Origin of the sequence: Pseudomonas sp. B21-040, assembly GCF_024748695.1 — a bacterium.
Taxonomy (GTDB): Bacteria; Pseudomonadota; Gammaproteobacteria; order Pseudomonadales; family Pseudomonadaceae; genus Aquipseudomonas.
In genome coordinates this window covers 4721381-4738440 of the sequence record NZ_CP087176.1, presented here as the reverse complement: position 1 = coordinate 4738440, position 17060 = coordinate 4721381, and the positions used below count along the sequence as shown (strand labels likewise).

The window sequence follows — 17060 nt, the reverse complement described above, 5'->3', positions numbered from 1 at the left end:
TGAAGGGTGTCTACTCATTGCTTGCACATCCCTGTGTGATTGCTGTTGATGGCTGATATTCGCCGACACCAAAGTGTACCAATCGTCCAGGTTGGTCAATTGAGCCGATTCCTCACATGTCGTAAGAAAATATCCCGCCCTGTAGGAACACAAACCTGTGCGCGTCGAAAAAACTCAATGCGTTGCGACCTTTCCAGGGCTCTGTGAGGTCAACATCTCCAGAATGAATCCCAATCAGGAGCGACAACAATGGGTGAGCGCAAGGCGCTGTTGATTCTGCATGGCAAGCAGGCACTCAATGAGGCAGTTCGTGCGGCCGTCGAAGGCAAGCGCGAGCAGGGTTGGGATCTGGCCGTCCGATTGACCTGGGAGGCGGGTGACGCACAGCGGTTGGTGGAAGAGGCGTTGAGCGCAGGCTATAAGCAACTGATTGCCGGTGGCGGCGATGGCACTTTGCGCGATATCGCCGAGGCCATGTCGATGCACCCGAATCAGGCCAGTCTGGTCTTGATGCCGTTGGGCACCGCCAACGATTTTGCTTGCGCCGCCGGTGTGCCGCTTGTGCCAGCACTGGCACTGGAACTTCTGGATGTTGCGCCGCACGCTATCGATTTGGGGGAGGTGGGGGGGCAAATCTTTCTGAACATGGCCACCGGCGGTTTCGGCAGTCAGGTCACGGCCAATACATCGGAAGAGTTGAAAAAAGTTCTCGGCGGCGCAGCCTACCTGTTTACCGGTCTCTCACGCTTCAGTGAGTTGCATGCCGCTTATGGCGATTTGCAGGGGCCAGGTTTTCATTGGAGCGGCGAACTGTTGGCACTCGGCATCGGCAATGGTCGGCAAGCGGGGGGTGGGCATGTGCTATGCCCGGAAGCGCTGGCGGACGATGGTTTGCTGGATATCAGCATTTTGCCAGCGCCACAGGAAGTGATCGGGACCTTGAAAAACCTGCTGGCCGATGGTTTTGGCATCGACAACATGTTTGTGCGCGCTCGATTGCCCTGGGTTGAGATCAAGGTTTCGGAAGGACTGCACATCAACCTTGATGGCGAGCCTCTGGAAGGCGACAGCTTGCGTTTTTCTGCGCGTCCAGCGGCATTGCGCGTGCACTTGCCGGAGAATTCACCGCTATTGCGAGCATCGCGGTAGCTAATCGTCCAGGCTGATGATTTGCTCGCGTACCGCGAACAGGACCAGGCCAGCCACGTCGTAGATCTGCAGGCGTTTCATGATCTGCGAGCGGTGGGTTTCAACGGTCTTGATACTAAGGCCCAAGCCGTTGGCGATTTCCCGGGTGGATTTTCCGCGAACAATCAGTCGCAGGATTTCCAGTTGCCGTGCCGTCAGGTTGTGTGAGTCGGGTACTTCCGGTTGCTGCTTCTGGTTGCGGATCAGCGCCTGGTTGATAACGGTGTGGGCGATGGCAGGGCTCAGGTAGCGTTCGTTGTTGCGCAAGGCATCCAGGGCGTGTTCCAGCTCGGTGGCCGTCGTGTCTTTGAGCAAATAGCCATGAGCGCCGGACTCCAGGGCTTGCATGATCAGTGCAGGATCAGTGTGCATCGACAGAATCAGTACTTTGCTTTGAGGGCGCACTTGTTTGAGTCGCTGCAAGGCTTCAAGGCCGCTGGTCTCCTTCATGGAAATATCCAGCAGAACAATGTCAGGGGACAGTTTCTCGACCATTTCGAGCAACTGTGCGCCGTCGTTGGCCTCGCCAATAACTGCATAGCCGGGAATATCCAGCACCAGAGCGCGCACGCCTGCCCTGATAAGCGAGTGGTCATCCACCAGAAGTAAGTTACAAGTCAATGCATAACCTTATTCGTACTGGCCCGTTCGAGCGCGCGGGGCGCCCAGGGGAAGAGTGCTTCGATTTGAGTACCTTTACCCGGCTCGCTGGTCACGGCCAACGTTCCGCCCAACTGATCGATCCGCTCCCGCATCCCGGCCATCCCACGCTGGCCCTCTCGACCAGGATCCGCCGCCGGTGCGAAACCCTGGCCGTCGTCGCTGATCAATAATGACAGGCCTTGGGGCATACGTTGCAGGCGAACCAGCAGATTTTTTGCTTCAGCGTGACGCTGGATATTGGTCACTGCTTCCTGGGTAATTCGAAACGCTGCCACCGCCATTTCCTCTGGTATGCCGGTCAAGCGTTGATGGCATTCCAGGCTCCAGTGCATTGATGTATTGGCCAGGGTCTTGAGCAGATGCGCACGAAGGCTGGCTTCCAGCCCGAGACTCGTCAACTGCCTGGGATTGAGAATGGCCGAGACGTCACGAACCTTGGTCAGGGTTTCTTCCAGTGTGTCGCAAAGCACTGAACACTGGCCCTGCATGTCTTCTGGCATCCGGCGCTTGAGCCATTCACTTTGAAGTTTTGCAGCGGTCAGCAATTGGCCAATATCGTCGTGCAATTCTCTGCTCAGCCGATGGCGTTCGTTTTCCTGTACTTCCAACAGGCGGTCCGCCAGCTCTTGCGGCTGAAATTTTATGGACGTGCTCGAGAGGCGATGCTGCACCCAGACGCTGGTCAATGCCGCGATATTGAGCAGCAGCAAGCTCAATGGAAGGGGGGCGGACAAACCGAAGACCAGCAGGGTGCCAAGGGTCGAGCAAACGCACAGCAACAGCGTGAACCGTCGCGCGTTATTTTGGGAAGGTGGCCATTGGGTGAGTGACTTGAGGCTGGCGTACATAGCGGATGGAGCCAATGAATGTTCGCTGCGGGCAGACCGGCCATAGTGGCTGACGGGTCTCTGTCTGAAAAACTGTAGTGGTCGTCTTGAACAGGGCGCGGTCCAGTGGTGGAACTTCAACCTTTATCGGCCTGCTCTCATCTGGCGTCACTTTGCCATTAATTGGCGTCAACTAATGGTCGGCATAATACCACCTAAGATACCGTTGGTCGCGTTTGGTATATATGTCCACAGAGTCAGGAAACAAGAAGGCTGGACGATAGTTCCACAATAGAAAAAGTTTTACGGAGGGGGCGATTAATGACTGTCGTTTGCAGGTACGAAGTATTCAATTGCGACATGAGCGCTCATATAGGGAGCTGCATCAGGGCAATAAGAATGCGCACTGCAAAGTTGTCTGACTAATTTAAGCCTGTCGTTCCGAATAGGTAACGAGCGTAAAGGGTTTGGAATTAACCGGTAACTGAAAATGACTTTGTCCGATCTGGACCGCAAAGGCTTCGATCAGGGACGTCTGTTCACTGTCATCAAGGCTGAGTTGGCCGGTGGTCTGGTCGATGAGTTCGAGCTGCCAGGCCATCAGCGTGAAGCAGTCCTTCAGTGCACCCAGTGCCTGCTCGTGCAGGTCAATGTGGTTGTGGCCCAGGTTGAGCAAACCGTGGATATGCAGGGAAAACTCCGACACGGCTTGCAGTGCGAGGGCGTCGGCCCGGCTCGCCAGTTTGAGCAGGCTGCTGAGCATGCAATCGATTGCGTCCTGGTCATTACTGATCAGTTGCAAGTGGTTCAGGCACTCCTCCGATTTGGCCAGGAGGGTTTCCGCCTCAACAAGAAACTCGGGTAGACGCTGAGCCCACTGCTTCGATTTGTTCGGCATGCTTATCTCCACAACGTCATGTCAAATGAGGGGATGTCGCGTATGTCGACGAGGACGTCTTGCGTCCCGGCGCTGCCATGCCGGCATGAGATCGCGCTCCGGCAGGCCTGGGCTAAGGCTGGGGAACTCGAGCGGGTGGGTGGCCACTTACCTGCGATCGCACACAAAAGCCTGACTCCGTTCATGCAATGAGAATGGCGTCACATTAATGGCTATTGGATATTGCGAATATCAGGTTGGGCCTGATTGTTACTAGGGGAATCCCTTACGTGAGGGAACCTAACGTGCAAACCGTGGTCGCGCCGCAGGGAGTAAAGCTGATTGAGTGCGGATGCAGTAAAGCATGATGTTAATGTGACATCAATGCTCGATCGTGGCATTTTGTCTCAAGGTCAAGATCTGGCAATAACAGCCGATAAACCCTTTTAGTGAATTAATCAGAACAAGCCCAGGAGTCATTAATGGCCGGCATTCTCGACACGGTAGACCAACGCACGCAACTGGTGGGTGAGAATCGCCTGGAAATTCTCATGTTTCGCCTGGCCGGCCGGCAATTATTTGCGATCAACGTCTTTAAAGTGCAGGAAGTGCTGCAACTGCCGAAACTGACCCTGATGCCGCAACGCCATCCTTTTGTTTGTGGCGTGGTCAACCTGCGTGGCCAGACTTTGCCGGTGATTGATCTGTCCCAGGCCATCGGCATGCGTCCGCTGGTGCCGAGCCCGACCAGCACGATCATCGTCACTGAATACAACCGGTCGGTGCAGGCGTTTCTGGTCGGGGGCGTGGACCGCATCGTCAACATGAACTGGGAAGCCATCCTGCCGCCGCCGACCAGTGCCGGTCGCCAGCATTATTTGACGGCGATCAGCAAGGTTGACGACCAGTTGGTCGAAATCATCGACGTCGAAAAAGTCTTGGCCGAAATCGTGCCGTACAACGCCAAAGTCTCTCGCGAAAAACTCGAAGACCCGGTGCTGGAGCGCGCCCGTGGCAGGGAAGTGCTGCTGGTCGATGACTCCAACGTCGCCCTGTCGCAATTGCGCGACACCCTGGGTCAGTTGGGCGTGAAGATGCACATTGCCAGCGACGGTCTGAAAGCACTGAATATGCTCAAGGCCTGGGCTGATACGGGCGTATCGATGACCGACAAATTGCTGATGGTGTTCACCGACGCAGAGATGCCGGAAATGGACGGCTATCGCCTGACCACAGAAATTCGCAATGACCCACGTCTACGCGGCCTTTATGTCGTCCTGCACACCTCGCTGTCGGGCAGCTTCAACGACTCGATGGTCAAGAAAGTCGGCTGTGACAACTTCCTCTCCAAATTTCAGCCGGACAAACTCGTCGACGTGGTGCGCCAGCGCCTGATGCTCGACGAAGTGCCGGCCTGATTTCGGTGCGACAGGCTGGCGGTTACGTCAGCCTTTGATTCGGCGATCAAGCTCGTATAGGGTGGGTTTTTTTTGCCCACCAAGGAGCTGGCCATGCTGCGTCTGAGCGCGCTTTATCGTTATCCGTTGAAATCCGGCAAGGGCGAACCCTTGCAACGCGTCGGCCTCGACAAGCTGGGTTTGGACGGTGATCGACGCTGGATGCTGGTCGATGAGGCCAGCGGGCGCTTCCTGACCCAGCGCGCGGTAGCGTCAATGAGCCAATTGTCGGCGTTGTGGAATGCCGATGGCGGGCTGACCCTCAATGCACCGGGCCACACGTCAATCGATATCGCCTTGCCCGGTAACGACGCGCCACTGCGTGGTGTGACTATCTGGCGTGACACCTTGCGGGTGCCGGATGCCGGTGACGCAGCAGGTGCCTGGGTCAGCGAGTTCATTGGTAAACCGACGCGGCTGGTGCAAGTTCCTCTGGATCGTGCACGCACCACGGAGGCCGGTTACGGCAACGACGATGATCAGGTTGCGTTCGCCGACGGCTACCCGTTATTGCTGATCGGGCAGTCGTCCCTGGAAGACTTGTCGCAAAAGGTCGGGCGTCCACTTGAGATGCTGCGCTTTCGACCGAACCTGGTGATCGAGGGCAGTGAAGCTTTTGCCGAAGATGGCTGGAAGCGTATTCGCATCGGTGACGTCGAGTTCCGGGTGGTCAAGTCCTGTTCGCGCTGCATTCTGACCACCATCGACCCGCAAACTGGCGAGCGCAGCGAAGACCGGGAGCCGCTGGCCACGTTGCAGAAGTACCGTGCCCAAGCCGACGGCGCGATGTTTGGTCAGAACCTGGTTAACGATAGCAACGGTCATCTGGAAGTCGGGATGTCGGTGACGATTCTCGAATGAGAACCCCGAAATGAAAAATGCCCGTGTCCAAGGACACGGGCATTTTTTTGCGATGAGAACCCGGGGGTTTAGCCGCGGTATTCACACAGGTAAGCGGTGTCGACGGCCACTTTCAGCTGGAACTTGCTGTTGGCAGGCACATTGAACTGGCTGCCGGCGGCGAAGGTTTCCCAGTCGCTGCTGTCAGGCAGTTTAACGGTGAGAGCACCGCTGACCACGTGCATGATTTCACGCTGGCTGGTGCCGAATTCGTACTCGCCCGGAGCCATGACGCCGATGGTCGCAGGACCTTCAGCAGTGCCAAAGGCGATCGACTTGACGGTGCCGTCGAAGTACTCGTTGACTTTAAACATGGGCGATTCCTCGAAAAGGGCTAAAAAGGGCCGGCCAGTATGCACAAGGCCTCGAACGCCGTCACCTCTCTAGGTGGGGAAAACCAGTGGCAACAGGCGTGCTGTATTGCGCGCATCTTCCAGTGCCCGGTGTTGCTGCCCGGTGAACTGCAGGCCCGCCAGTTGCAAGGCGCCATTGAGCCCCAGCGGACGTTCCAGCCGTCTGGCCTTGGCAAAGCGTTGCTTGAGGTTCATGTGCGGTATCCGGCTCAGGGCGCTGTCGAGTTGCAGGCGCTCCCACTCCTGAACCAATTGTTTGCGATCGTAATCGCCCCAACTCGCCCAACCATCCAGACAAGAATGATGCGGCTCCAGCCAGCGTTCGAATGACGGCCAAACCTCGGTCAACGGTTGCGCGGCATCGATATTGCCTTGGGTGATGTGAGTCAGCTCCCGGCAAAACGGTGTCAGCAAAGGCCGCCGCAGCGGTCGCACGAAACGCTGGAAGTGGTCCAGTTCGCGACCTTTGCGGTCCACCAGGGTGGCACCGATTTCGATGATTTCCATTTCCGTTACTGGCCAGCCACCTTCATCGGTGGTGGCTTCCAGATCTATCACCAGCCAGTGAGGCATCGCAGGGTTCCTGGTATCCGCGTCCTGATAGGGCTTGAGCGTAGCCAAACCCGGCGGATCCGCCTAGCGGCTTATTCGACCTCCAACAAAATCTGACGATTTTTGACCTGATCGCCGACCTGCACCTGCAAGCGTTTCAGCACGCCGTCGATGCCTGACTTGAGCGGATGCTCCATTTTCATGGCTTCGAGCACCACCAATAGCTGGCCTTTGCTGACCTGGCTGCCCTCACTGACCAGAACGTCGACGATGGCACCGTCCATAGGTGCCTTGAGCGTGCCGTTACTGACGCTGGCCTGAGCGCTGACCAGCGCCTGGGTCCGATCCACCAGTTGCAGGCTGCCGGGGCGAGTGAACAACCACAGTTGCCCGGCTTGGAGACGATAGGCATGACGCTGGCGGATGCCGTCGATGTCCAGCGTTGCCCAGCGCCCGTCGCACTGGATGATCTTCAATTGCAGCGCTTGCCCGGCGACACGAATGCGCATGGGTGCGTCAGGTGTGGCGTTCAGTTCCACCGGCCAATCCTGTTCATTCAGGCCGATGCGGTAGTGCAAGGGCACACTGGCATTGTTGCGCCAGCCAGTCAGTGGTGCCGGGTGAGCCTGTGCCGAGGCGTGATAGAACAGTGCGGCAGCGATGGCCAGTTCTGAGGCATTCGGGACATAGGCCTGCAAACACGGATGGTCAACGAAGCGGGTCGGTATAAAACCGGTGCTGAATTCACCGCTGATGAAGTGCGGGTGGTCGAGCAGGCTGGCGAGCAAACGCTGGTTGCTCTGCACGCCCAGCAACACGCTGTCCTGCACGGCCCGCAGCAACTTGCGCCGCGCCTCTTCGCGAGTCGCGCCGTGGGCGATGATCTTGCCGAGCATCGGGTCATAAAACGGGCTGATGCTCTGGCCTTCTATCAGGCCATGATCGATCCGTACACTGCCCGGCAATGCGGGTTCCCAAGCCGTGACCTGACCGGTTTGCGGCAGAAAACCGTGGGTCGGGTCTTCGGCGTAGAGGCGCACTTCCATGGCATGCCCGTTGAGCTGCACCTGTTCCTGTCGTAACGGCAGGGGTTGTCCTTCGGCGACGAGTAACTGCCAGGCCACCAGGTCCAGCCCGGTGATCAATTCAGTGACCGGGTGTTCCACTTGCAGCCGGGTGTTCATTTCCAGAAAGTAGAATTGCCCGCGCGCATCCAGCAGAAACTCCACGGTGCCTGCGCCGACGTAATTCACCGCCCTGCCAGCCTTGAGCGCGGCCTCGCCCATGGCCTGGCGCAACTCGCTGGTCATCACCGGGCAGGGTGCTTCTTCGATGACTTTTTGATGGCGGCGCTGGATCGAACAGTCGCGTTCTCCGAGGTAGATGAGGTTACCGTGTTGATCGCCGAACAGCTGAATCTCGACGTGGCGCGGGTCGATCAACGCTTGTTCGAGGATCAGTTCATCGCTGCCAAAACCATGCTGCGCTTCGGAGCGTGCGGTGCGCAGTTGTTCCAACAACTCGCCGGCATCCGGCACCAGGCGCATGCCACGTCCGCCCCCGCCAGCGCTGGCCTTGATCATCAGCGGATAACCAATGCGCTCGGCTTCCCGGCTCAGGGTAGTGTCGTCCTGTTCGGCGCCTTGATAGCCTCTGACACACGGCACGCCGGCCTCGATCATGGCGATTTTCGACAGACGTTTACTGCCCATCAACTTGATGGCTTCGGGGCTGGGGCCGATGAAGGTGATGCCGGCGTCGCGGCAGGCAAGGGCGAAGCCGGCGTTTTCCGAGAGAAAACCGTAGCCGGGGTGGATCGCATCGGCCCCCGTGCGCCGGGCGGCGTCGATGATGGCCGGGACGTTCAGATAAGACTGCTGCACCGGGGCAGGGCCGATGTTGATGGCTTCGTCGGCCATGTGCACATGCAGGGCATCGGCGTCGGCATCGCTGAACACTGCAACCGTGCGATAGCCCAGCGCTTGCGCAGTACGCTGGATACGGCAGGCGATTTCACCGCGGTTGGCAATCAGGATTTTTCTGAGTCCGGGCATATTCTGTTCCCTTGGTTTGCGGTGAATGTGATGACCTCATCGCGGGCAAGCCCGCTCCCTCATTTGATCTCTTTACGCTGAAGATCTCTTGTGGGAGCGGGCTTGCCCGCGATGCTTTCAGGAGGCCCATCCCGGTTTACGCTTTTGTACGAAAGCCATCGTCCCCTCGACACCTTCCGCCCCGGTCACTGCCTCGCTGAACCACTGCGCCGCTTCATCCAGCAACGCGTCCGACGGTTGCCCGGCACTCGCCAGCAGCAGTTTTTTGGTCGTCGCATTAGCACCCGGCGCGCAGCACAGCACATGGGCGAGGATTTCATCGAGGCGCTCGGCCAGTGCTTGCGCGTCATGTTCGACAAAATGCACCAGGCCCATGCGCCGCGCCTGCGTACCGTCGAAACGCGCGGCAGTCAGCGCCAGTCGCCGGGCCTGGGTCAGGCCGATGCGCTGGACCACGAAGGGGGCTATTTGCGCGGGCAGCAAACCGAGGCTGGTTTCCGGCAAACCGAATTGTGCCAAGTGATCGGCCAGGGCGACATCGCTGACGCACGCCAGCCCCAGGCCGCCCCCTAACACCGCGCCTTGCAGCACCGTGATCACCACTTGTGGCGCGTGTTGTACTTCTTGCAGCAGGGCGCCGAACGCCCGATTCAACTCGCGGTAGGCGCTCGGGCCTTGAGCGCGAGCGTTGGCCATGTCCTTGATGTCGCCACCGGCACAGAAATGCCCGCCGGCGCCGCCGATCACCAAGGCCCGAACCGCGCGATCATCGCGCACCGCCCCGAGTACAGAGCGCAGTTCGGCGACCATTTGCAAACTCATGGCATTGCGACTTTCCGGGCGATTGAGGGTGATGTGCAGCACGCCGTTATGCGGCTCCAACAGCAATGTCTGGCAATCGGGCAGGGGGCTCATTTCTTTTTCCCCGGCAGAATGCCCATGAGTTTGCAGATGATCCCCAACATGATTTCGTCGGCGCCGCCGCCAATCGATACCAGTCGCACGTCACGGTAAGCACGGGCGACCGGGTTGTCCCACATGAAACCCATGCCACCCCAATATTGCAGGCAGCTGTCGCTGACTTCGCGGCCCAGACGCCCGGCCTTGAGTTTGGCCATGGAGGCAAGGCGGGTGACGTCCTGGCCTTTGACGTATTGCTCGGTGGCCTGATAGACCAGCGCCCGCAGGCATTCGATTTCGGTTTGCAGCTCTGCCAGGCGGAAGTGAATGACCTGATTGTCGATCAGTGCACTGCCAAAGGTTTTGCGTTCCTTGCAGTACTCGACGGTGCTGTCGACGCAATACTCCAGGCCCTTGATCATGTTTGCCGCGCCGAACAGGCGTTCTTCCTGGAACTGCAGCATTTGCATCATGAACCCGGCCCCTTCATGGCCGACGCGGTTACGCTGAGGCACCCGCACGTTGTCGAAAAACACTTGGGCGGTTTCCGAACTGCGCATGCCGAGTTTGTCCAGGTGCGAACTGAGGCTGATGCCTGGCGTGTTCATCGGCACCATGATCAGCGATTTGTTGATGTGCGGCTTGTCGTCCGAAGTGTTGGCCAGCAGGCAGATGAAATCGGCGCTTGGCGAGTTGGTGATCCACATCTTGCTGCCGTTGATCACGTAGTCGTCGCCGTCCTTGCGGGCGGTGGTTTTCAGCCCGGCGACGTCGGAACCGGCACCGACTTCCGAGACGCCGATGCAGCCGACCTGTTCACCGGTAATGGCCGGGCGCAGAAACTCGTCGCGCAATTCATCGGAACCGAACCGCGCCAGCGCCGGGGTGCACATGTCGGTCTGCACGCCGATGGACATCGGAATGCCGCCGCAATGGATAGTGCCGAACTCTTCGGCGGCGACAATGGAGTAGCTGTAGTCCAGCCCCATGCCGCCGAATTTTTCCGGTTTTGATATGCCCAGCAGGCCGAGATCGCCGGCCTTGCGGAAGATCTCGTGGATCGGAAAACGACCGGCCTTTTCCCATTCTTCGACGTGAGGGTTGATCTCGTGATCGACGAATTGGCGGACGGTGCGGCGCAGTGCTTCGTGTTCCTGGGTGAAGATCATTTTTGTTGTTCTCCTGATCGTTCCCACGCTCCGCGTGGTAATGCCTCTATGGACGCTCTGCGTCCGCTTTGGGACGCAGAGCGTCCCGGGCTGCGTTCCCACGCAGAGCGTGGGAACGATCTATCAAAAACGCGCGACGCCAAAACTGTTGGCTTGCAATGGCCGCACTTCGGCCTCGTGGCAGATATCCAGCAAGTAACCCAGCAACGTCCGGGTGTCCCGCGGATCGATCAGCCCGTCATCCCACAGATTGGCGCTGCCATAGAGAGCGGTGGACTGGCTGTCGAGTTTTTGCGCGGTGACCTGTTCCAGCATGTCGAGCATTTTCGGGTCGGGCACCAAGCCGTCCTTGAGCTGCTTGGCCTCGGTGACGATTCGCAGCACCTTGCCGGCCTGGGCGCCGCCCATGACGGCGGTGCGACTGTTGGGCCAGGCGAAGATGAAACGCGGGTCGAGGCCGCGACCACACATCGCGTAGTTGCCGGCGCCATACGAGCCACCGACGACAATCGTCAGTTTCGGCACCCGAGCGTTCGCCACGGCTTGAATCATCTTGGCGCCGTGCTTGATCACGCCTTGTTGTTCCGATTCGGTGCCGACCATGAACCCGGTGGTGTTGTGGAAAAACAGCAGCGGCGTCTGGCTTTGGTCGCAGAGCTGGATGAACTGCGCAGCCTTGCTGGCGCCCTTGGGCGTGATCGGGCCGTTGTTGCCGATAAAACCGCAGGCTCGCCCTTGAATTTTCAGTTGGCCGCAAACGGTCTGTTGATCGAACTCACCCTTGAACTCAAGGAAATTCGAACCGTCGGCGATACGGGCAACGATGTCGCGCACGTCATAGGGTTTTTTCGGGTCGTCAGGGATCAGGCCCAACAGCTCATCGATGGGGTAGAGCGGTTCTTCATATTGACGTTCGGGTAACCAGGGCAACTGTTCGTTCCACGGCAGCAGGCTGACGATTTCGCGCACGTGTCGCACACCGTCGGCATCGTTCTCGGCCAGGTATTCGGCGGTGCCGGCGGTTTGCGCATGCATCTCGGCGCCGCCCAGTTCTTCATCGGTGGCGACTTCGCCGGTCGCCGCTTTGAGCAGGGGCGGGCCGGCGAGAAACAACTTGGCCTTGCCGCGTACGACCACCACGTAGTCCGATAAGCCCGGCTGATAAGCACCCCCCGCAGTGGCCGAGCCGTGCACCACCGTGATCTGGGGCAAACCCATGGCCGACATCCGCGCCTGGTTGGCGAAGCTGCGCGCGCCTTCGACGAAAATGTCCGCGGCGTAGTTCAGGTTGGCGCCACCGCTTTCGGCGAGGGTGATCACCGGCAGTTTGTTCTCCATGGCGATCTGTTGCAGGCGCAGGGACTTTTTCAATCCGCTGGGGGAAATGGTGCCGCCCTTGATCGCGCTGTTGTTCGCCACCACCAGCACCCGTACGCCGGACACGTAACCGATCCCGGCAATCAAGCCACCGCCGGCAGCGCTACCATCCTTGTCATCGTGCAGCTTGTAGCCGGCCAGGCTCGCCAGTTCGAGGAACGGTGCGCCGGGGTCGAGCAGCAGGTTGAGACGTTCGCGCGGTAGCAGTTGCCCGCGTTTGTCGAATTTTGGTTTGGCTTCGGCGGCCTTGTTCAACAGGTTCTGTTCGAGCTGGCGGACGTGTTCGATCACGGCCAGCATCGCGTCACGGTTCTGGGCGAACTGGGCGCTGAACGGGTCCACTTGCGATTGAATCACCGGCATGGCTTATTCCTTGTCCTTGAGCACTTCTGGTAAGTACGCGCGGTGAAAACCGTTGTACGACTCACTGTTGGTAGCCTTGTGGATCGGCCAGGCGCGACCGCCCAGGCTGGCAGCACCGTCGATGCGCAAGGTGCTGCCGCTGACAAATGCCGCGGCCGGGCTGAGCAGGAACACAATCGCCGCGCTCACTTCCGATTCCGTCCCGATGCGTTTCAGCGGCACGTGTTCGCGCAAGGTCGGAATCACCGCTTTGAAAGCGCCTTCGTAAGTGTCCATACCGCTGGACGCGACCCACCCCGGCGCCACCGCGTTGACCCGCACCCCGGCGTAACCCCATTCGAATGCAGCGGTCTTGGTCAGGTTGTCCATGCCCGAACGCGCTGCACCGGAATGCCCCATACCAGGCATGCCGCCCCACATGTCGGCGAGCATGTTGACGATGGCGCCGCCATGCTTGCTCATGGATTGATTGAACACTTCCCGGGCCATCAGGAAACCGCCCACCAGATTGGTGCGCACCACGGTTTCGAAACCTTTCTGATTGATCGAGGCCAGGGGTGACGGGTATTGCCCGCCGGCATTGTTGACCAGCCCGTGGATCGGCCCGTGTTTGCGAATCAGCTCGCTGACCAGGTGCTTGACCGCTTCTTCCTCACGAATATCGCAGGTGGCCCAATCCGCCTTGCCACCGTCTTCGGCAATCTCGGCGGCGACGCTTTTCAGCTTGTCGGCCTTGCGCCCGACCAGCAGCACGTGCGCGCCGAGGGCCGCCAGTTCATGCGCGGTACACCGGCCGATGCCGCTGCCGCCGCCGGTGACAATGATGGTTTGGCCCGCAAACAAATCGGCTTTGAAAATCGAATCGTAAGCCATGGCGACAGTCCTCTAGTTGACCTGGTCGGCGATGCGCTGAGGCACCGGAATCTGGATCTCCAGCAGCTGCTGGGCGAAGGCTTTGCCTTGCGGATCGATCCGCAGGCTGGCCACGCCACCGCCGCCGAGGGCGTTTTCCAGTAGAAAATTCAGGCTGTGGGTGCCGGGCAAATACCAACGTTCCACGCGCCCGTGAAGAGGATCGAGGACGTGGCTCATCCAGTCGACCATCACCTCGGGTGTCAGCGCTTCGGCGATCCACGGCAGGTACTCGGGATCGCGGGCCATGACGCCGATGTTGCTGTGATTGCCCTTGTCGCCAGAGCGGGCCACGGCGAGTTTGACCAGGGGCACGCTGGCATCGGCGCGGTCTGTGGGTGTGGGCGGTTCGAAGGCGACGGGCAGGTCTGCGGTGTCGAGCACATCGAGCGCGGGCAGGGCGCAGGCGTAGCGCTGGCCGTTGAGGTTAATGTCCGGCGTGCAGAAGGTTTTGTCGATAAGGAAGGAGAACAGGCGGATCAGCGGATACACCGTTGGCCGTCCACCGACGATTCCGGTCAGCCCCGGCGCCATGCCCGTTGCGGCTTGGGCGATTTCCCGGGAGAACATGATCAATGCTTGTTTGTTCGGGTGGCGCACGGCGAGTTTGATCACCACTTCGCGGGTGTCCCGGCGCTGGCCGTGGGGGCCGTAAGTGGCTTCGCTGCCGAGCAGTTCAATGTTCACTTCGCTGTAGGGCGCCCACCCACGCTGGCTGAACATTTGCGAGGTCTTGTTGATGATCGCTTCGCTGACCCGATGTGCCTTGGCGACTGCATCGATGCCCGCGATCAGGCAACTGGCGGTGCAGCGGAAGCCGTCCGGATACGTCGCGCTGACTTTGTACTGACCGGTCGGAGGCAGGCCTTTGGCACCGTGCACCTGAACCGCGTTTTTACCGTGTTGCCGGAGTTTGACCTGGGTGAAATCGCACACGACATCGGGCAGCAGGTACGCCCGTGGGTCGCCGATTTCATAGAGCATTTGCTCGCCAACGGTCAGGGGCGTGACCAGGCCACCAGAGCCTTCGGGCTTGCTGACGATGAACTGGCTGTCGGCACCTACCTCGACGATGGGGAAGCCGATGTGTTCGTAATCGGGTACGTCGCGCCAGTCGGTGAAATTGCCGCCGGTGCATTGGGCGCCGCATTCGATGATGTGGCCGGCCAGCGCGGCTTGCGCCAGCTTGTCGTAGTCATGCCAGGACCAACCGAACTCATGCACCAGCGCAGCGCTGACCACGGCACTGTCGACCACGCGACCGGTGATGACGATGTCCGCGCCTAGGCGCAAGGCTTCGACGATGCCCGGCGCGCCCAGGTAGGCGTTGGTCGAGACGCACATGGGCGGCAACGGTGCGCCGCTGAACATTTCATGAATGCAGCTGTTTCTCAGTTGTTTGAATTGCGGTTGCAGGTCATCGCCCAGTAGCACCGCGATTTTCAGGGCGACGCCGGCCTTGTCGCACGCCGCCTGAAGCGCGGCAGCACACGCTTGCGGATTGACACCGCCGGCATTGCTGATGACGCGAATGTTCTGTTCGGCGAGGCGGGTGAGCAGTGGGCTGAGCACTTCGATGAAGTCGCCCGCATAGCCGGCCTGCGGATCTTTCATCCGGGCACCGGCCATGATCGACATAGTGATTTCAGCCAGGTAGTCGAAAACCAGATAGTCCAGGCGTCCACCTTCCACCAACTGCGCGGCGGCGGTCGAGGTGTCACCCCAGAAGGCGCTGGCGCAGCCGATGCGAATCGTTTTAGGCACAGTCAACTCCATAGCCACCTCCCACTGAAGTGGATCGAGACTACCAAGCAAGCGCTTGGTTTGTAAACGTCTGAAATATCTTCTGCCCGAGCGCTTGCTTGGTTGCCGCGGCCAGCTTAAATTGCCCGCGCAACCCCGCAGTTTTAGCGGCGAGCGGTGTATTTGATTGATCGACTGTAGGAGAGAACGGGTGGACGAGCAAAAAGCCCTGAGGGTCATGCGCGAATTGGTCGACAACGGCCAATTGACCGACCCGGACAGCGCCCGCGGCAAACTGCTGCAAGTGGCGGCTCACCTGTTCCGCAACAAAGGTTATGAACGCACCACGGTGCGCGACCTGGCGGGGGCCGTGGGCATACAGTCAGGCAGCATTTTTCATCACTTCAAAAGCAAGGATGAAATCCTGCGGGCCGTGATGGAAGAGACCATCCGCTACAACACGGCATTGATGCATGCAGCCCTGGCCGACGCCGGTAATGTGCGCGAGCGCGTGCTGGCACTGATCCGCTGCGAATTGCAGTCGATCATGGGGGGCAGCGGCGAGGCCATGGCGGTGCTGGTGTATGAATGGCGCTCGTTATCCGAAGAAGGGCAGGCGCAGGTGTTGGCGCTGCGTGACATTTATGAAGAGCTCTGGCTGCAAGTGCTGGGTGAAGCCAAAGAGGCGGGTTTTATTCGCGGCGATGTGTTCATCACGCGTCGTTTCCTGACCGGCGCGCTGTCCTGGACCACGACCTGGTTTCGCGCTGGCGGCAGCATGAGCCTCGATCAATTGGCCGATGAGGCATTGATTCTCGTACTGGAAGAAAAGCAGTAAGGTTGTGCCGGACCAGGGAAACTGGCTAAGTGGCCGAAACCGCCTAGCTTGAATGCATTGATGCGTATTTTTGGGGAGTGGTTGTTTTGATGTCTTCGCCAATCAGGACGGCTTCGCGGCTTTTGCTGGCGTCGCTTGCGGCGCTCTGGGTTTTGCCGTCCCAGGCTGCGCAACTGGTGCGGGTGGGTGCCGCCCATTTTCCGCCTTACACGATCCGCCCGGAATCCGGTGCCGACACCGGCCTGCTGCCCCAATTGGTCGAGGCGTTGAATCGCCAGCAAAGTGATTATCAGTTTGTCCTGGTGCCCACCTCCATTCCCCGGCGCTTCGGTGATTTCAAGCAAGGCCGGGTCGACATGGCGATTTTCGAGAACCCGCTATGGGGGTGGCAGGACATTCCCCACACCAACGTTGACATGGGCCTTGAAGACGCCGAGATTTTTGTCGCGCAACGCCTGCCGGATCGACAGCAGAGTTATTTTACCGACCTCACCGGCAAGCGCCTGGCCCTGTTCAGCGGCTATCACTACGAATTCGCCAACTTCAACGCCGAGCCTAAATTCCTCGCGCAGAACTACAACGCTACGCTGACCTATTCCCACGACAGCAATTTGCTGATGGTGCTGCGCGGTCGAGCGGACATCGCCTTGGTGACGCGCTCTTATCTGAGCGATTACCTGCTGCGCAACGATAAAGTTGCCGATCAGTTGCTGGTGTCCCAGCGCATCGATCAGGTCTATCACCACTACGCCATCCTGCGCCCGACCGCACCCATCAGTGGCGAGGCATTCGGCAAGTTGTTGCAAGGCCTGCGGGACAATGGCGAGATGCTGAAGATTTTCGACCCGTACAAGATCGCGGTAGTGCCGGTGCCGCGAACCTGATGA

The 17060-nt window shown here is 59.4% G+C and carries 16 protein-coding genes; 5 read left to right on the top strand and 11 right to left on the bottom strand.

The features are described from left to right. The first annotated feature begins 249 nt into the window (after positions 1 to 249). A complete protein-coding gene (gene yegS, locus LOY55_RS21645; protein WP_109787111.1) occupies positions 250 to 1149 on the top strand; it encodes a lipid kinase YegS in 900 nt (299 codons plus the stop codon). Here the strand turns inward: yegS and LOY55_RS21640 are convergent, their stop codons facing one another. The 3 genes from LOY55_RS21640 to LOY55_RS21630 all read right to left on the bottom strand — a co-directional run bounded on the left by LOY55_RS21640 (position 1150) and on the right by LOY55_RS21630 (position 3576). Continuing rightward, positions 1150 to 1809 carry a response regulator transcription factor gene (locus LOY55_RS21640; protein ID WP_046032379.1) on the bottom strand — a complete coding sequence of 220 codons (660 nt, stop codon included), beginning with the start codon at positions 1807 to 1809 and terminating at the stop codon, positions 1150 to 1152. Further along, positions 1806 to 2699: a sensor histidine kinase gene (locus LOY55_RS21635; protein WP_077431670.1), complete on the bottom strand. Its 894-nt coding sequence runs from the start codon at positions 2697 to 2699 to the stop codon at positions 1806 to 1808. Before LOY55_RS21635 ends, LOY55_RS21640 begins: the two co-directional genes overlap by 4 nt. A 406-nt stretch (positions 2700 to 3105) precedes the next feature. After that, positions 3106 to 3576, bottom strand: a complete 471-nt coding sequence (locus LOY55_RS21630) for a hypothetical protein (protein WP_109787110.1) — start codon at positions 3574 to 3576, stop codon at positions 3106 to 3108. A gap of 461 nt (positions 3577 to 4037) precedes the next feature. On the opposite strand from LOY55_RS21630, the gene LOY55_RS21625 reads away from it, so the two are divergent. Then, positions 4038 to 4973, top strand: coding sequence for a chemotaxis protein CheV (locus tag LOY55_RS21625; protein ID WP_046032376.1), 936 nt, complete (start codon positions 4038 to 4040; stop codon positions 4971 to 4973). Positions 4974 to 5066: 93 nt separating this feature from the next. Beyond that, entirely contained in the window at positions 5067 to 5873 is an 807-nt protein-coding gene (locus LOY55_RS21620) for an MOSC domain-containing protein (RefSeq protein ID WP_046032375.1), read from the top strand. A gap of 68 nt (positions 5874 to 5941) precedes the next feature. Here LOY55_RS21620 and LOY55_RS21615 read toward each other — a convergent pair whose 3' ends face one another. From LOY55_RS21615 to LOY55_RS21580, 8 genes are all read right to left on the bottom strand, one after another. After that, a complete protein-coding gene (locus tag LOY55_RS21615) occupies positions 5942 to 6226 on the bottom strand; it encodes a pyrimidine/purine nucleoside phosphorylase (RefSeq protein ID WP_007940055.1) in 285 nt (94 codons plus the stop codon). 69 nt (positions 6227 to 6295) lie between these two features. Continuing rightward, positions 6296 to 6838 carry an exonuclease domain-containing protein gene (locus LOY55_RS21610; protein ID WP_109787108.1) on the bottom strand — a complete coding sequence of 181 codons (543 nt, stop codon included), beginning with the start codon at positions 6836 to 6838 and terminating at the stop codon, positions 6296 to 6298. Between the two features lie 71 nt (positions 6839 to 6909). After that, positions 6910 to 8871 (bottom strand): acetyl/propionyl/methylcrotonyl-CoA carboxylase subunit alpha, encoded by a 1962-nt coding sequence (locus LOY55_RS21605; protein ID WP_223522793.1) that lies wholly within the window; start codon positions 8869 to 8871, stop codon positions 6910 to 6912. Between the two features lie 117 nt (positions 8872 to 8988). Next, the gene (locus LOY55_RS21600; protein ID WP_077431674.1) at positions 8989 to 9786 is read right to left on the bottom strand and encodes an enoyl-CoA hydratase/isomerase family protein; all 798 of its coding nucleotides are present in this window, start codon (positions 9784 to 9786) and stop codon (positions 8989 to 8991) included. Further along, a complete protein-coding gene (gene atuD, locus LOY55_RS21595; protein WP_109787105.1) occupies positions 9783 to 10940 on the bottom strand; it encodes a citronellyl-CoA dehydrogenase in 1158 nt (385 codons plus the stop codon). The genes LOY55_RS21600 and atuD overlap by 4 nt, the downstream gene beginning before the upstream one ends. Before the next feature lie 123 nt (positions 10941 to 11063). Beyond that, entirely contained in the window at positions 11064 to 12680 is a 1617-nt protein-coding gene (gene atuC, locus LOY55_RS21590; protein WP_223522795.1) for a geranyl-CoA carboxylase subunit beta, read from the bottom strand. 3 nt (positions 12681 to 12683) lie between these two features. Beyond that, the gene (locus tag LOY55_RS21585) at positions 12684 to 13553 is read right to left on the bottom strand and encodes an SDR family oxidoreductase (protein WP_046032369.1); all 870 of its coding nucleotides are present in this window, start codon (positions 13551 to 13553) and stop codon (positions 12684 to 12686) included. A gap of 12 nt (positions 13554 to 13565) precedes the next feature. After that, the gene (locus tag LOY55_RS21580; protein WP_223522797.1) at positions 13566 to 15356 is read right to left on the bottom strand and encodes an acyclic terpene utilization AtuA family protein; all 1791 of its coding nucleotides are present in this window, start codon (positions 15354 to 15356) and stop codon (positions 13566 to 13568) included. Between the two features lie 190 nt (positions 15357 to 15546). On the opposite strand from LOY55_RS21580, the gene LOY55_RS21575 reads away from it, so the two are divergent. After that, positions 15547 to 16173, top strand: coding sequence for a TetR/AcrR family transcriptional regulator (locus tag LOY55_RS21575; protein WP_046032367.1), 627 nt, complete (start codon positions 15547 to 15549; stop codon positions 16171 to 16173). An 89-nt stretch (positions 16174 to 16262) separates the two neighbouring features. Then, entirely contained in the window at positions 16263 to 17057 is a 795-nt protein-coding gene (locus LOY55_RS21570) for an ABC transporter substrate-binding protein (protein ID WP_177412267.1), read from the top strand. Positions 17058 to 17060 lie beyond the last annotated feature (3 nt).